Below are 13065 nucleotides of genomic sequence, written 5' to 3' on the forward strand. Positions count from 1 at the left end.
GACGTAGAAGATGCCACGCAGTCTTAAGAAGGGCCCCTTCGTTGACGACCACCTGCTTCGCAAGGTTGTCAAGCAGAACGAGGCCAAGAGCCAGAATGTGATCAAGACCTGGTCGCGCCGTTCGATGATCGTCCCCGCCATGCTGGGTCACACCATCGCCGTGCACGACGGTCGCAAGCACATCCCCGTATTCGTCACCGAAACCATGGTTGGACACAAGCTGGGCGAATTCGCTCCCACTCGTACCTTCCGCGGTCACGTGAAGGACGACAAGAAGGGCCGTCGCCGCTAAGGCGGCGACGATTAGGAGGAAATAATGGTGGAGTCAATCGCACGCGTGCGACACATCCGCGTCACCCCCATGAAGGCCCGTCGCGTTATCAACCTGGTCCGCGGGAAGCAGGCCGTTGAGGCCCTCGCCATCCTGAAGTTCGCCCAGCAGGGTGCATCCGAGCCGATTTATAAGCTCGTTGCCTCCGCTATGGCCAACGCACGGGTCAAGGCAGACAAGGAAAACACCTTCCTTGACGAGGCCGACCTTTACATCACCAGCGCATTTGTTGACGAGGGTACGACGCTTAAGCGTTTCCAGCCTCGTGCTCAGGGCCGCGCTTTCCAGATCAAGAAGCGCACCAGCCACATCACTGTTGTGCTCGCCACTCCTGAGGAGGGTACGAAGTAATGGGTCAGAAAGTAAACCCTTACGGCTTCCGCCTCGGCATCACCACCGACCACGTGTCGCGTTGGTTCGCCGACAGCACTAAGCCGGGCCAGCGTTATGCCGACTACGTAGCCGAGGACATCAAGATCCGCAGCCTGCTGCAGACCTCCCTCGACCGCGCCGGCGTTTCGCGCATCGAAATCGAGCGCACCCGTGACCGTGTCCGCGTGGACATCCACACGGCTCGCCCCGGAATCGTCATCGGTCGCCGCGGCGCCGAGGCCGAGCGCATCCGCGCCGACCTCGAGAAGCTCACCGGCAAGCAGATTCAGCTGAACATCCTCGAGGTTAAGAACCCCGAGGCCGACGCTCAGCTGGTTGCCCAGGGCATCGCCGAGCAGCTCACCGCACGTGTGGCCTTCCGCCGCGCAATGCGTAAGGGCCTGCAGGGCGCTCAGCGCGCCGGAGCCAAGGGTGTTCGCATCCAGGTTTCGGGTCGTCTGGGTGGCGCCGAGATGAGCCGCTCGGAGTTCTACCGCGAGGGTCGCGTGCCGCTGCACACCCTTCGTGCGAACATCGACTATGGCTTCTACGAGGCCAAGACCACCTTTGGTCGGATCGGCGTTAAGGTCTGGATCTACAAGGGTGACATCACCAACAAGGAACTCGCTCGCGAGCAGGCCAACTCCAAGGGCCGCAACGAGCGGACTGACCGTCCCCGTCGTGCACCTCGTGCCGCCGAGGCTCCGGTCACGGAAGGGGCAAGCGCCTAATGTTGATCCCGCGTCGCGTAAAGCACCGTAAGCAGCACCGTCCTCACCGTACTGGTCAGGCCACCGGTGGTACGGTCGTAAGCTTCGGTGAGTACGGCATTCAGGCACTCACCCCCGCCTACGTCACCAACCGTCAGATCGAGTCCGCTCGTATCGCCATGACCCGTCACATCAAGCGTGGTGGAAAGGTGTGGATCAACATCTACCCCGACCGCCCGCTGACCAAGAAGCCCGCCGAAACCCGCATGGGTTCCGGTAAGGGTTCGCCCGAGTGGTGGGTCGCCAACGTCAAGCCCGGCCGCGTGCTCTTCGAGGTATCCGGAGTCTCTGAGACCCTGGCCCGCGAGGCACTCACCCGTGCAATTCACAAGCTGCCCCTCAAGGCACGCATCATCAAGCGCGAGGAGGGCGACGCATAATGGCGATCGGTTCCAAGGAGCTCGTCTCGACCGAGCTCGATACATTCGAAAACGAACGCCTGGTTACGGAACTGGCTAAGGCGAAGGAAGAACTCTTCAACCTTCGCTTCCAGTCCGCAACCGGCCAGCTGGAAACCCACGGTCGCATCCGCGCCGTCCGCCGCGACATCGCCCGTATTTATACGGTGATCCGCGAGCGCGAGCTGGGTATTCGCGCAACTCCGGCCCCGCTGGAAGTTGCCCCGAAGAAGGCTGCTGCTAAGAAGACCAAGAAGACCGAGGCCGCTGAGGCCGAGGTCGTAGACACGAAGGAGGCCTAGGCATGGCTACCGCTAAAGAAACCGCGGCCGCAGCCGACGTCACGGAGACCGCTCGCGGTTACCGTAAGACCCGTCGTGGCTACGTTGTCAGCAACAAGATGGACAAGACCATCGTCATCGAGGTTGAGGACCGCGTAAAGCACGCCCTCTACGGCAAGATCATCCGCCGTACCTCGAAGATCAAGGCTCACGATGAGGAGAACAGCGCCGGTATCGGTGACCACGTTCTCATCAGCGAGACCCGGCCGCTGAGTGCTACCAAGCACTGGCGCCTGGTTGAGATCCTCGAGAAGGCTAAGTAGTCCTTCGGGCCTACTTTGTAGAAGGAGATAAACAGTGCTTCAGCAAGAATCACGGCTCAAGGTAGCGGATAACACCGGCGCCAAGGAGCTTCTCACCATCCGCGTTCTCGGTGGCTCCGGCCGTCGTTACGCCGGACTCGGGGACACCATCGTGGCAACCGTCAAGGACGCTATCCCCGGTGGAAACGTCAAGAAGGGTGACGTCGTTAAGGCCGTCATCGTTCGCACCAAGAAGGAAACCCGTCGTCCCGACGGCTCCTACATCAAGTTCGATGAGAACGCCGCAGTGATCCTGAAGACCGACGGCGAGCCTCGCGGCACCCGTATCTTCGGACCGGTCGGTCGCGAGCTTCGCGATAAGAAGTTCATGAAGATCATCTCGCTGGCACCGGAGGTTATTTAATCATGGCGAAAATCAAGAAGGGTGACCTGGTTCAGGTCATCACGGGTGCAACCCAGGCACGTGGCGGCGACCGCGGCAAGCAGGGCAAGGTTATCTCGATCAACAACGAGACCAACCGCGTTCTGGTTGAGGGCGTCAACTATGTGACCAAGCACATCCGTCAGGGCCAGACCCAGCGCGGTTCGAAGACCGGTGGAATCGAGACTCACGAGGCTCCCATCCACATCTCGAACGTCGCCGTGGTTGACCCCGAGACCAAGAAGCCGACCCGTGTCGGTCACCGCAACGAAGAGGTAGTGAAGGACGGCGTCACCAAGACGGTCCGCGTTCGCTACGCAAAGAAGTCTGGTAAGGACCTGTAATGACTGACACTGCCGCGCCGGCTGGCAAGATCCAGCCTCGCCTGAAGCAGAAGTACCGGAGCGAGATCGTTCCGGCGCTGAAGGAAGAGTTTGCCTTCGGTAACATCCACCAGGTTCCGGGAATCGTAAAGGTTGTCGTGAACACCGGTGTTGGTGAGGCCGCTCGCGACTCCAAGGTGATCGAGGGCGCAATTGCCGACCTCATCAAGATCACCGGCCAGAAGCCTCAGGTAACCCTCGCCCGCAAGTCCATCGCACAGTTCAAGCTGCGCGAAGGTCAGGCAATCGGCGCCCACGTCACCATGCGTGGAGACCGTGCCTGGGAGTTCCTGGACCGCCTGATCAACCTCGCCCTGCCCCGCATCCGCGACTTCCGCGGACTCAGCGACCAGCAGTTCGATGGTCACGGAAACTACACGTTCGGTCTGACCGAGCAGAGCGTTTTCCACGAGATCGACCAGGACAAGATTGACCGCGTGCGTGGTTTCGACATCACCGTCGTCACCACCGCCAAGAACGACGCGGAGGGTCGTGCGCTGCTCAAGGCGCTCGGCTTCCCGTTCAAGGCCGCTAAGTAAATAGTGACCGATTGAACTCGGGCGCGGTTCATGCTGTAAAGTATGCACCGCGCCCGTTTTCGGGCGGTACTCGGGGTGCTCGCAACCGCAGCACCCCTCCCACCACAGGTCGCCTGTCGTGTAACGGCAGTCGAAACCTGGTGTTTAAAGGAAAAGTTATACATGACAATGACAGATCCGGTCGCAGACCTGCTGACCAGACTGCGCAACGCTAACTCGGCTCACCACGACTCCGTGTCCATGCCGAGCAGCAAGCTCAAGAAGAACATCGCGACCATCCTCGAGCGTGAGGGTTATATTGCCGGTTGGAAGGTGGAGGCTGCCCGCGTGGGTGAGACTCTGTCGCTCGACCTCAAGTACGGCCCCAACCGCGAGCGGTCCATCGTCGGAATCAAGCGCGTTTCGAAGCCGGGCCTGCGTGTATACGCAAAGTCCACCGAAATCCCCCAGGTTCTCGGCGGCCTCGGCGTCGCCATCCTGTCCACCTCCTCCGGTCTGCTGACTGACCGTCAGGCTGAGAAGAAGGGCGTAGGCGGAGAAGTTCTCGCCTACGTGTGGTAATCCGACATGTCGCGTATTGGAAGACTTCCCATTCAGATTCCCGCCGGAGTCACCGTAACCATCGACGGCCAGGCCGTTGCGGTTAAGGGACCCAAGGGTGAGCTGAGCCTCGTCGTTGCCAACCCCATTGAGGTTGCCATCGAGGAGAACCAGGTACTGGTTACCCGTCCCAACGACGAGCGCGATTCGCGTTCGCTGCACGGACTGAGCCGTACCCTGATCAACAACCAGATCATCGGTGTGACCGAGGGTTATACCAAGGGCCTTGAGGTCGTTGGTACCGGTTACCGTGTTGCTCTCAAGGGCGCAAACCTCGAGTTCGCCCTCGGTTTCTCACACCCCGTCGTAGTGACCCCTCCCGCCGGCATTAGCTTCACCGTCGAGGGAAATAACAAGATCACCATCGCCGGTATCGACAAGCAGGCCGTCGGTGAGGTTGCCGCCAACATTCGCAAGATTCGCAAGCCTGAGCCCTATAAGGGCAAGGGTGTGCGTTACGCCGGCGAGATCGTTCGTCGCAAGGCCGGAAAGGCTGGTAAGTAACCATGGCTGTAAAGTCAAAATCAGCTGCTCGTAACCGCCGTCACGCGCGTCTGCGCAAGAAGGTTGTGGGCACCGAGCAGCGTCCCCGTCTCGTTGTTACCCGTTCGGCACGTCACGTGTTCGTTCAGGTAGTCGATGACAGCAAGGGCCACACCGTAGCCTCTGCCTCCACCATGGAAGCCGACCTGCGTAGCTTCGACGGCGATAAGACCGCGAAGTCCCGCAAGATCGGTGAACTGGTTGCCGAGCGCGCCAAGGCCGCCGGTGTTGAAGATGTTGTATTTGACCGTGGCGGAAACCGCTACGCCGGTCGTGTTGCCGCGATCGCCGATGGAGCTCGTGAGGGTGGGTTGAACCTGTGACCGAGGCAAGCAAGGAGCAGACCGTGGCTACTGAAGAAGCCGTCGTCGAGAAGCCGGTTGAGACCGCTGCCGGTACCGACCAGTCCGGTCGTGGCAATGGCCGCGATAACAACCGCCGTGGCGGTCAGGGTGGTCGCGAGCGCGGCCAGGGCCGTGACCGTAACAGCCGTGATGCCGATAAGAGCCAGTTCCTGGAGCGCGTCGTCACCATCAACCGTGTATCCAAGGTCGTCAAGGGTGGTCGTCGCTTTAGCTTCACCGCACTCGTCGTTGTTGGTGACGGTAACGGCCTGGTAGGCGTTGGCTACGGAAAGGCGAAGGAAGTTCCCCTCGCCATTTCGAAGGGTGTTGAGGAAGCGAAGAAGAACTTCTTCCGCGTTCCCCGCGTCGGTTCGTCCATCCCCCACCCCGTACAGGGTGAGGCCGCAGCCGGTGTAGTCCTGCTGCGTCCGGCCGCTGCCGGTACCGGTGTAATCGCCGGTGGTCCGGTGCGCGCCGTCCTCGAGTGTGCAGGTATCCACGACGTCCTCTCGAAGTCGCTCGGTTCCTCGAACACCATCAACATCGTTCACGCGACCGTGACCGCGCTTAAGCAGCTGGAAGAGCCTCGTGCCGTAGCTGCTCGTCGTGGCAAGTCGTATGACGAGATCGCTCCGGCCAAGCTGCTCCAGGTTGAGGCTCGCGCCGCAGCCGCAGCGGCCGCCGCAAAGGTAGGTGCCTAATGGCCAAGCTGAAGATCACGCAGATCAAGTCCAAAATTAGTGAGAAGCAGTACCAGCGCGACACGCTTCGCTCGCTGGGTCTTCGCCGCATCGGTGCCGTGACTGTCCGTGAGGACAACTCGCAGAACCGCGGTTATGTGAAGACTGTTGCTCACCTTGTGAAGGTTGAGGAGGTCGACTAATGGCTGAGGAAAAGGCTGTAGCCGACGAGAAGAAGACGGCTGCCAAGGCACCCGCCGCTAAGAAGGCTCCCGCGGCCGCCGCCAAGGCTCCCGCCGCCAAGAAGCCCGCAACCAAGGCTGCCGCAGCCAAGAAGACCGAGGAGACCACGGAGGCCGCGCGCCCCCAGGTCCTCAAGGTTCACCACCTGCGTCCCGCCGAGGGTGCCAAGAAGGCCAAGACCCGCGTGGGTCGTGGTGAGGGTTCCAAGGGTAAGACCGCGGGCCGTGGTACCAAGGGTACGAAGGCTCGCTACCAGGTTCGCCCCGGCTTCGCCGGTGGCCAGCTGCCCCTGCACATGCGTGCTCCGAAGCTGCGCGGGTTCAAGAACCCGTTCCGCGTCGAGTACCAGGTTGTGAACCTCTCGACCCTCGCCGAGCTCTACCCCAAGGGCGGCGACGTAACCGTCGACGACCTCGTGGCCAAGGGTGCCGTTCGCAAGAACGAGCTGGTTAAGGTTCTGGGCAACGGCGAGATCGCCGTCAAGCTGAACATCTCCGTGGACAAGATCTCGGGCTCCGCCCAGGAAAAGGTTGTCGCGGCCGGTGGATCGGTAAAGTAACACCCCGATAATTCACCTAATTTCGGCAAATAACACCGCAATTACGGTCTGAATTGTTAAATGGGCCCGATAATCGAGTAGATTCGATTATCGGGCCCTTTTTCAATTCCGGGGCCAAGAGTAGGTAAGAAGAGTTCGCGCCGGAAGGCACGCAACCAGGAGGCCTTTTTTGTTTAGTGCCGTAGCGCGGATATTCCGCACCCCCGATCTTCGACGCAAGATCGGATTCACGCTCGGAATCATTGCGATTTACCGGCTGGGTTCTTTTGTCCCGGCGCCGTTTGTGGACTTCAAAAACGTGCAGGCGTGTCTGGCACAGGGCCAGGGGGGAACCTCCGGAGCCTATGAGCTCATCAACCTGTTCTCGGGTGGAGCCCTGCTTCAGCTGTCGATCTTTGCGCTGGGAATCATGCCGTATATTACGGCGTCGATCATCACCCAGCTGCTGCGCGTGGTCATCCCGCACTTCGAGACGCTGCACAAGGAGGGTCAGACCGGCCAGGCCAAGCTGACCCAGTACACCCGTTACCTCACCATCTTCCTCGGCGTGCTGCAGTCCACCACGCTGATCACCGTGGCCCGCACCGGCGCACTCTTCGGGACAAATACGTCCGCCGAGTGTACCCAGCTGCTGACCACTGACACCTGGTACGCGGTGCTCCTCATGGTCATCACGATGACCGCCGGTACCGGCCTCATCATGTGGATGGGTGAGCTCATCACCGAGCGCGGTATCGGTAACGGAATGTCGCTGCTGATCTTCACCTCGATCTCGGCCACCTTCCCCGCAGCCATGGGCGCCATCTGGTCCGCCAAGGGCGCGGAGATCTTCTTCATGGTTATCGCCGTGGGTATCGTCATCATGGCCCTCGTGGTCTTTGTTGAGCAGAGCCAGCGCCGCATCCCCGTGCAGTACGCCAAGCGCATGGTGGGTCGCCGCACCTATGGTGGCAATAACACCTACATCCCGATCAAGGTCAACATGGCCGGTGTGGTCCCCGTGATCTTCGCCTCCTCGCTGCTGTACCTGCCCGCCCTGATCGCCCAGTTCAACCAGCCCGCCGCCGGCCAGGAGCAGGCGGCCTGGGTCACCTGGATCAACGACTACCTGACCAAGGGCGATCACCCGCTGTACATGCTGATGTACTTCCTGCTGATCGTGGGCTTCACGTACTTCTACGTGGCAATTACCTTCAACCCCGAAGAGGTTGCCGATAACATGAAGCGCTACGGTGGCTTCATCCCCGGCATCCGTGCCGGCCGACCGACCGCCGAATACCTGGACTACGTGCTCACCCGCGTGACCCTCCCGGGTTCGGTTTACCTGGGTCTGATTGCGCTGATCCCCCTGATCGCGCTGGGCCTGGTGGGTGCAAACCAGAACTTCCCGTTCGGTGGCGCCTCGATTCTGATCATCGTCGGTGTTGGTCTTGAGACGGTCAAGCAGATCGACTCGCAGCTCCAGCAGCGTCACTACGAAGGGTTGCTCCGTTGAGCCGTCTGCTAATCGTTGGCCCCCAGGGTTCCGGCAAGGGAACTCAGGGCGTCGAAATCGCCAAGCTTCTTAACATTCCGGCCGTATCCACCGGTGATGTCTTCCGCGCCAATATCGGCGGAGAAACCGAGCTCGGCCTGAAGATCAAGTCCATCGTCGCCGCGGGTAACCTCGTGGACGATGCTCTGACCGGCGAGGTCGTTCGCGACCGCCTGGCCCAGGCCGATGCCGCCGAGGGTTTCCTGCTGGACGGCTATCCGCGCAACCTCGTGCAGGTTGCCGACCTCGACGCCTTCCTCACGGAGCGCGGCGAGAAGCTGGACCTCGTGGTCGAGCTTGGTGTGCCGCGCGAGGAGAGCCTGAAGCGCCTCGTGACCCGCGCCGCCGAGCAGGGCCGCACCGACGATACCGAGGACGGCATCAAGCGTCGCCTCGAGATCTACGAGGAGCAGACCACCCCGATCCTCGACGTATACCGTGAGCGCGGCATCGTTGCCACCGTGGACGGCGTGGGAACCATCGATGAGGTCCTCGGTCGCATTCGCGCCGAACTCGTCTCTCGTGGGCTTCTCGCGGCCTAGCCACATTGTTTAAGAAGTCGATCTATAAGAGCCCGTCCCAGCTCCGCAAGATGGTGGAGCCGGGACTGGCTACGGCGGCTTCGCTCGCGGCCGTTCGCGCCGCAATCCGGCCGGGTATCACCACGCTGGAATTGGACGCCCTCGCCGAGGCGGCGATCATCGCCGCCGGCGGGGAGTCCAATTTTAAGCTGGTGCCCGGCTATCGGCATACCGTGTGTGCGTCGGTGAATGCCGATGTGGTGCACGGGATTCCGAATAACCGCCCGCTTGAGCCGGGCGATATCGTTTCGATCGACTCGGGGGCAATCCTCGGGGGATGGAACGGCGATAGCGCGATGACCATCGTGCTGGAGGACTTCACGCGCCCCGATCTGGTGGCCGAGCGCCGCCTCCTCGCGGATATCACCGAGGGCTCGCTCTGGGCCGGGATCGCCGCGCTGGCCTCGGCCCGCCACCTCAACGAGGTGGGCGCGGCCATTGAGGATTATATCGTTGAGCACGGCCGCGGCCACCGCTACGGAATCCTCGAGGACTATGTGGGGCACGGCATCGGCAAGTCGATGCACGAGGAGCCGCCGGTCTATAACTACCGCGTGCGCCCGCGCGGACCCGAGGTTAAGCCCGGGCTTGTGGTGGCCATCGAGCCGATGGTGGTGCGCGGCTCAATCGATACGATCATCCAGGATGACGACTGGACCGTGACCACCGCCGATGGCGAACCCGCGGCCCACTGGGAGCACAGCGTTGCCGTGCATCCCGGCGGCATCTGGGTGCTCACAGCGGTGGATGGCGGCGCCGCGGGCCTCGCGCCCTTTGGCGTGACGCCCGTTCCGATTCCGTAGTATTCCGCGCGGACCGCTGGGCGATTATGCTCAATTCATGAGCTCAGTGTTTTTCCTCGACGTCCTTCCCGCCTCGGCCGATGCGGCGGTGGACTATGCCGCCACGGTGCATCGCGACGATGCCGGGCGCGTGGACCTGCTCGATTTTGCGGTGACCCGCGGCGATGGCGTTTTTGAGACGCTGGGTGTGGTGGACCGCCGCGTGCACGCCCGCGCGGGTCACCTGAACCGGCTCGCGCATTCCGCGGCGCTGTTGGATCTTCCGGCCCCCAATCTTGCGCAGTGGGCCGCGGCGATTGATCTCGCCGCGCAGACCCTGCCTGCCGCGGGCTCGGGCAGTATCCGGCTGACCCTGAGCCGGGGCGTGCCCGGCGGTGGCCCGAGCGGCTGGGCCGTGGCCACCCCGGTCTCCGCGCAGACCGCGCGGGACCTGGCCCGCGCCCGCGCGGAGGGCATCGCGGTGGTGCTGCTGGAGCGCGGGATCTCGGTGCACTCAGCACGCACAGCGCCGTGGCTGTTGACGGGTGCAAAAACGCTGTCCTATGCGATCAACATGGCCGCCCTGCGCGAGGCCGAGCGGCGCGGCGCCGAGGATGCGCTGTTTCTCTCCAATGAGGGCTATGTCCTGGAAGGTCCTACATCCTCGCTCCTGGTGCGGGTGGACGGCGGGTTTCTCTCGCCCCCCGCGGAGGAGGCCATCCTCGAGGGCACCACGCTTAACGACGCCTTCGCCTGGCTGCGAGCCGCCGGGAAGGCGTGCGAATTCGGACATATTACGCGGGATGTTCTGGGGCGTGCCGACGGGGTATGGCTGCTGTCGAGCCTGCGGCTCGCGGCACCCGTGCGCAGCCTAGATAACCGCACCGTGCCGATGGACGCGGAGCTTACGGCGGAATTGAACGCCGCCCTCGAGCGGCGAGCATCATAGCGAACGCCGCCAAAAAAAGCCCGGTCCAGGCCGGGAATGATGCGCCAAAATTGGCCATGACGCCCGAAATAACATAGTCTAGTGTCTTGGTGCGCCATTGGTGCACCCCGGAACGGGCACACGTTTAGTGGCCCATCGGCCCCGCGCGGGCCCCCGGACTTACAACTTTGAGCGACAGTGAGGCTATGGCCAAGAAAGACGGCGTCATCGAGATCGAGGGCCAGGTAGTTGAGGCACTTCCCAACGCGATGTTTCGCGTGGAACTGACCAACGGACACAAGGTTCTCGCTACGATCAGCGGCAAAATGCGTCAGCACTACATTCGAATTCTTCCCGAGGACCGGGTCATCGTGGAGCTGAGCCCCTACGACCTCACCCGCGGTCGCATCGTCTACCGCTATAAGTAGGGAAACTAACCACAAGCAGGGTCGCCAGAAGGGGTCTGGCGCACCCTGTTTATCGCACGCTAATGTTGGGGGCTAAATAGGACGAGCAACGTCCGATTTAGCGGGGGGATGTGTCACGGTGTCAGAGCCAATAGAGATTTGGAACCTCGGGACGCGCGGAAGCAATCAGCTTCAGCACCAGCGAATCGCTGGACTCGAGGGAACGCACTCACTGGTCGGGTTGCAAGCGCTACCCGGTCAGAAACCTGAAGACTTTTTATATACGCAGGATGCCGTTCGCATCGGGGGATACCTGTTTCGACGGATCAGTTTGACCCCCGTTGTGCTGAACCGTCCCGATACCGCGGAATCCCGCGGGCAGATTCGGTTCTTTTTTATCCTCAGCGGTCGCATGACGCTGACCCAGGCCGGACGCACGGTCACGCTGGGACCCGGCGATAGCGCCGTCACCATCGGGTGGCAGCCCTATCTGGCGGAGATCCTCGAGCCGACCATGCTAATCGGTGCCGCGCTTGGCCGCGATGTGCTGGACTCCCGCGGCATCGTTTATCCGCATGCCGTCCGGAAGCTGCCCGCACCCTCGCTGCTGGCCAACGGCATGACCGGCTTTTTTATGGGTCTATTTGAGGCGCGCCTCTATCCGCTGAGCCTCGAACAGACCACGCGTCTCACGCGGGTATTTGACACCTTCATGGTGGAGCTGCATCTCGGCTATGTGGAGGAGTCCAAGGACCCCGATGATCGCCTCGCCGAGCAGCGCGATGCGATCCTCGAATTTGCGCGCGCCCGCGCCGAACGCGAGGCCGTGAGTGTGGCCAGCGTGGCCGAACACTACAACATGTCCACGCGCTCCCTGCAGCGCCTATTCCAAAACGCTCCGCGCAGCCTGCGTGATGAGCTTCGGCTGATTCAGGAGGCCACCAATGAGTGAGGCACGCCGCAGGCTGCTCGACCCGCAGGCGGCCGATAACTCGATCTCCGACCGCGCCTATTTTGGTGCCGAGGGTGCCGCCCAGCTACACGCGATGGACGGCATGGTGGTGGGCGATCCGGAACACTTCGACCTGCGCACCCGGGTGGCCCGCATCAGTTGTTACCGGATTCAGAGTGTGCGCACCGAGCCGTTGAATATGGTGGAGCGCCGGCTGGACCCCACCAACCCGGTGACGATCCGCTTTACGTTCCTGCGCGAGGGCACCATGATCATCCGCCAGCGCGGGCGCAAGCAGGTCCTGCGCGCGGGCGATGCGGTGATCGGCTTTGACGAGATTTCGGCGGACGTGGAATACCCCGAGCGGGTGCGCTTTGTCTCCGTGACCGTGGACTCGATGATTCCCTTTCCCGGCGGGCTGCCAGAGGATCGCACGATGCGGTATATCCCGCGCGATGAGATGTTTAACGGCGCCGCCGCCTCCTTCTTTGAGGCCCTGCTGCGGCCCGTGGCATTTCCGCTCGCGCCCGTGGACGAGCTGCGGGTATCGCGCGCAATCGCAAAGGTCATCAACGAGGTGCTGGTGGCCACCACCCCCAACCGCGAGTCCGCCGCGGCCCGCCGCGTGGAGGAGCGCACGGTGGTGCGGGGGTATATCGCCGCGCATTTCACCCGCCCCGATCTGAGCGTGGCCGCGATTGCCGAGCACTATGGAATGTCCGCGCGCTCCCTGCAACGGCTGTACTCCGATCACGGCGAGAACGTCTCCAATGTGATCCGCCAGCGCCGCCTGGAACACGCGGTCTCGATGCTCCTGGACGCGCGCTTTGACGGCCTCTCGATCGACGATATTTCGGTGCGTTCGGGATTTGCCGGGGCGAATCAGCTGCGCCGCGTCATGGGCCAGGTCATGGAACAGACCCCGACCCAGCTGCGCGCCCGCCGCGCCGAATGAGCCCCCGTGGGTCATAACGACACGCCCGGGTGGCATCTTGGCCCGAAATAACGTAGTCTTGACCCTTGGTATTTTATGTGCGTTTCGACGTGCCTATTTCCGCCCGACCAGCGGCCCCATTTTTGGTGCCGCTGTAAGT

Annotated in this window: 22 protein-coding genes; all 22 read left to right on the top strand. The window is 62.3% G+C overall.

Annotation, left to right across the window (positions count from 1 at the left end):
* The first annotated feature begins 10 nt into the window (after positions 1 to 10).
* The 22 genes from rpsS to KXZ72_RS11620 all read left to right on the top strand — a co-directional run bounded on the left by rpsS (position 11) and on the right by KXZ72_RS11620 (position 12926).
* A complete protein-coding gene (rpsS, locus tag KXZ72_RS11515; RefSeq protein ID WP_030147991.1) occupies positions 11 to 292 on the top strand; it encodes a 30S ribosomal protein S19 in 282 nt (93 codons plus the stop codon).
* A gap of 24 nt (positions 293 to 316) precedes the next feature.
* Complete coding sequence (rplV, locus tag KXZ72_RS11520; protein WP_226081071.1) at positions 317 to 682, top strand: 50S ribosomal protein L22; 366 nt, start codon at positions 317 to 319, stop codon at positions 680 to 682.
* Entirely contained in the window at positions 682 to 1434 is a 753-nt protein-coding gene (gene rpsC / locus KXZ72_RS11525; protein WP_226081072.1) for a 30S ribosomal protein S3, read from the top strand. The genes rplV and rpsC overlap by 1 nt, the downstream gene beginning before the upstream one ends.
* Complete coding sequence (rplP, locus tag KXZ72_RS11530) at positions 1434 to 1853, top strand: 50S ribosomal protein L16 (RefSeq protein ID WP_226081073.1); 420 nt, start codon at positions 1434 to 1436, stop codon at positions 1851 to 1853. Before rpsC ends, rplP begins: the two co-directional genes overlap by 1 nt.
* Positions 1853 to 2173, top strand: coding sequence for a 50S ribosomal protein L29 (gene rpmC / locus KXZ72_RS14755; protein ID WP_318999871.1), 321 nt, complete (start codon positions 1853 to 1855; stop codon positions 2171 to 2173). Before rplP ends, rpmC begins: the two co-directional genes overlap by 1 nt.
* 2 nt (positions 2174 to 2175) lie before the next feature.
* On the top strand, positions 2176 to 2475 hold the full coding sequence (rpsQ, locus tag KXZ72_RS11540; protein WP_226081074.1) for a 30S ribosomal protein S17: 300 nt from the start codon (positions 2176 to 2178) through the stop codon (positions 2473 to 2475).
* A gap of 34 nt (positions 2476 to 2509) precedes the next feature.
* Positions 2510 to 2878 carry a 50S ribosomal protein L14 gene (gene rplN, locus KXZ72_RS11545; RefSeq protein ID WP_226081075.1) on the top strand — a complete coding sequence of 123 codons (369 nt, stop codon included), beginning with the start codon at positions 2510 to 2512 and terminating at the stop codon, positions 2876 to 2878.
* Between the two features lie 2 nt (positions 2879 to 2880).
* Positions 2881 to 3240: a 50S ribosomal protein L24 gene (gene rplX / locus KXZ72_RS11550; RefSeq protein ID WP_226081076.1), complete on the top strand. Its 360-nt coding sequence runs from the start codon at positions 2881 to 2883 to the stop codon at positions 3238 to 3240.
* The gene (gene rplE, locus KXZ72_RS11555; protein WP_226081077.1) at positions 3240 to 3818 is read left to right on the top strand and encodes a 50S ribosomal protein L5; all 579 of its coding nucleotides are present in this window, start codon (positions 3240 to 3242) and stop codon (positions 3816 to 3818) included. Before rplX ends, rplE begins: the two co-directional genes overlap by 1 nt.
* A 162-nt stretch (positions 3819 to 3980) precedes the next feature.
* Positions 3981 to 4379, top strand: coding sequence for a 30S ribosomal protein S8 (gene rpsH, locus KXZ72_RS11560; RefSeq protein WP_226081078.1), 399 nt, complete (start codon positions 3981 to 3983; stop codon positions 4377 to 4379).
* 6 nt (positions 4380 to 4385) lie between these two features.
* On the top strand, positions 4386 to 4922 hold the full coding sequence (rplF, locus tag KXZ72_RS11565) for a 50S ribosomal protein L6 (protein WP_226081079.1): 537 nt from the start codon (positions 4386 to 4388) through the stop codon (positions 4920 to 4922).
* Between the two features lie 2 nt (positions 4923 to 4924).
* Positions 4925 to 5284: a 50S ribosomal protein L18 gene (rplR, locus tag KXZ72_RS11570; RefSeq protein ID WP_226081080.1), complete on the top strand. Its 360-nt coding sequence runs from the start codon at positions 4925 to 4927 to the stop codon at positions 5282 to 5284.
* Positions 5281 to 6006: a 30S ribosomal protein S5 gene (rpsE, locus tag KXZ72_RS11575; RefSeq protein ID WP_226081081.1), complete on the top strand. Its 726-nt coding sequence runs from the start codon at positions 5281 to 5283 to the stop codon at positions 6004 to 6006. The genes rplR and rpsE overlap by 4 nt, the downstream gene beginning before the upstream one ends.
* Entirely contained in the window at positions 6006 to 6188 is a 183-nt protein-coding gene (rpmD, locus tag KXZ72_RS11580; RefSeq protein WP_226081082.1) for a 50S ribosomal protein L30, read from the top strand. The genes rpsE and rpmD overlap by 1 nt, the downstream gene beginning before the upstream one ends.
* Positions 6188 to 6787 carry a 50S ribosomal protein L15 gene (rplO, locus tag KXZ72_RS11585; RefSeq protein ID WP_226081083.1) on the top strand — a complete coding sequence of 200 codons (600 nt, stop codon included), beginning with the start codon at positions 6188 to 6190 and terminating at the stop codon, positions 6785 to 6787. Before rpmD ends, rplO begins: the two co-directional genes overlap by 1 nt.
* A 169-nt stretch (positions 6788 to 6956) precedes the next feature.
* Entirely contained in the window at positions 6957 to 8282 is a 1326-nt protein-coding gene (gene secY / locus KXZ72_RS11590) for a preprotein translocase subunit SecY (protein ID WP_226081084.1), read from the top strand.
* Positions 8279 to 8863 (top strand): adenylate kinase, encoded by a 585-nt coding sequence (locus KXZ72_RS11595; protein ID WP_226081085.1) that lies wholly within the window; start codon positions 8279 to 8281, stop codon positions 8861 to 8863. Before secY ends, KXZ72_RS11595 begins: the two co-directional genes overlap by 4 nt.
* 50 nt (positions 8864 to 8913) lie before the next feature.
* The gene (gene map, locus KXZ72_RS11600; protein ID WP_264159503.1) at positions 8914 to 9705 is read left to right on the top strand and encodes a type I methionyl aminopeptidase; all 792 of its coding nucleotides are present in this window, start codon (positions 8914 to 8916) and stop codon (positions 9703 to 9705) included.
* 37 nt (positions 9706 to 9742) lie between these two features.
* Entirely contained in the window at positions 9743 to 10633 is an 891-nt protein-coding gene (locus KXZ72_RS11605) for an aminotransferase class IV (protein WP_226081087.1), read from the top strand.
* Positions 10634 to 10818: 185 nt separating this feature from the next.
* Positions 10819 to 11040: a translation initiation factor IF-1 gene (gene infA, locus KXZ72_RS11610; RefSeq protein ID WP_226081088.1), complete on the top strand. Its 222-nt coding sequence runs from the start codon at positions 10819 to 10821 to the stop codon at positions 11038 to 11040.
* Positions 11041 to 11350: 310 nt separating this feature from the next.
* Positions 11351 to 11971, top strand: coding sequence for a cupin domain-containing protein (locus KXZ72_RS11615; RefSeq protein ID WP_226081089.1), 621 nt, complete (start codon positions 11351 to 11353; stop codon positions 11969 to 11971).
* On the top strand, positions 11964 to 12926 hold the full coding sequence (locus KXZ72_RS11620) for a helix-turn-helix domain-containing protein (RefSeq protein ID WP_226081090.1): 963 nt from the start codon (positions 11964 to 11966) through the stop codon (positions 12924 to 12926). The genes KXZ72_RS11615 and KXZ72_RS11620 overlap by 8 nt, the downstream gene beginning before the upstream one ends.
* Positions 12927 to 13065: the final 139 nt, after the last annotated feature.

The organism is Mycetocola spongiae (assembly GCF_020424085.1).
In the GTDB taxonomy this organism is placed as follows: domain Bacteria; phylum Actinomycetota; class Actinomycetes; order Actinomycetales; family Microbacteriaceae; genus Mycetocola; species Mycetocola spongiae.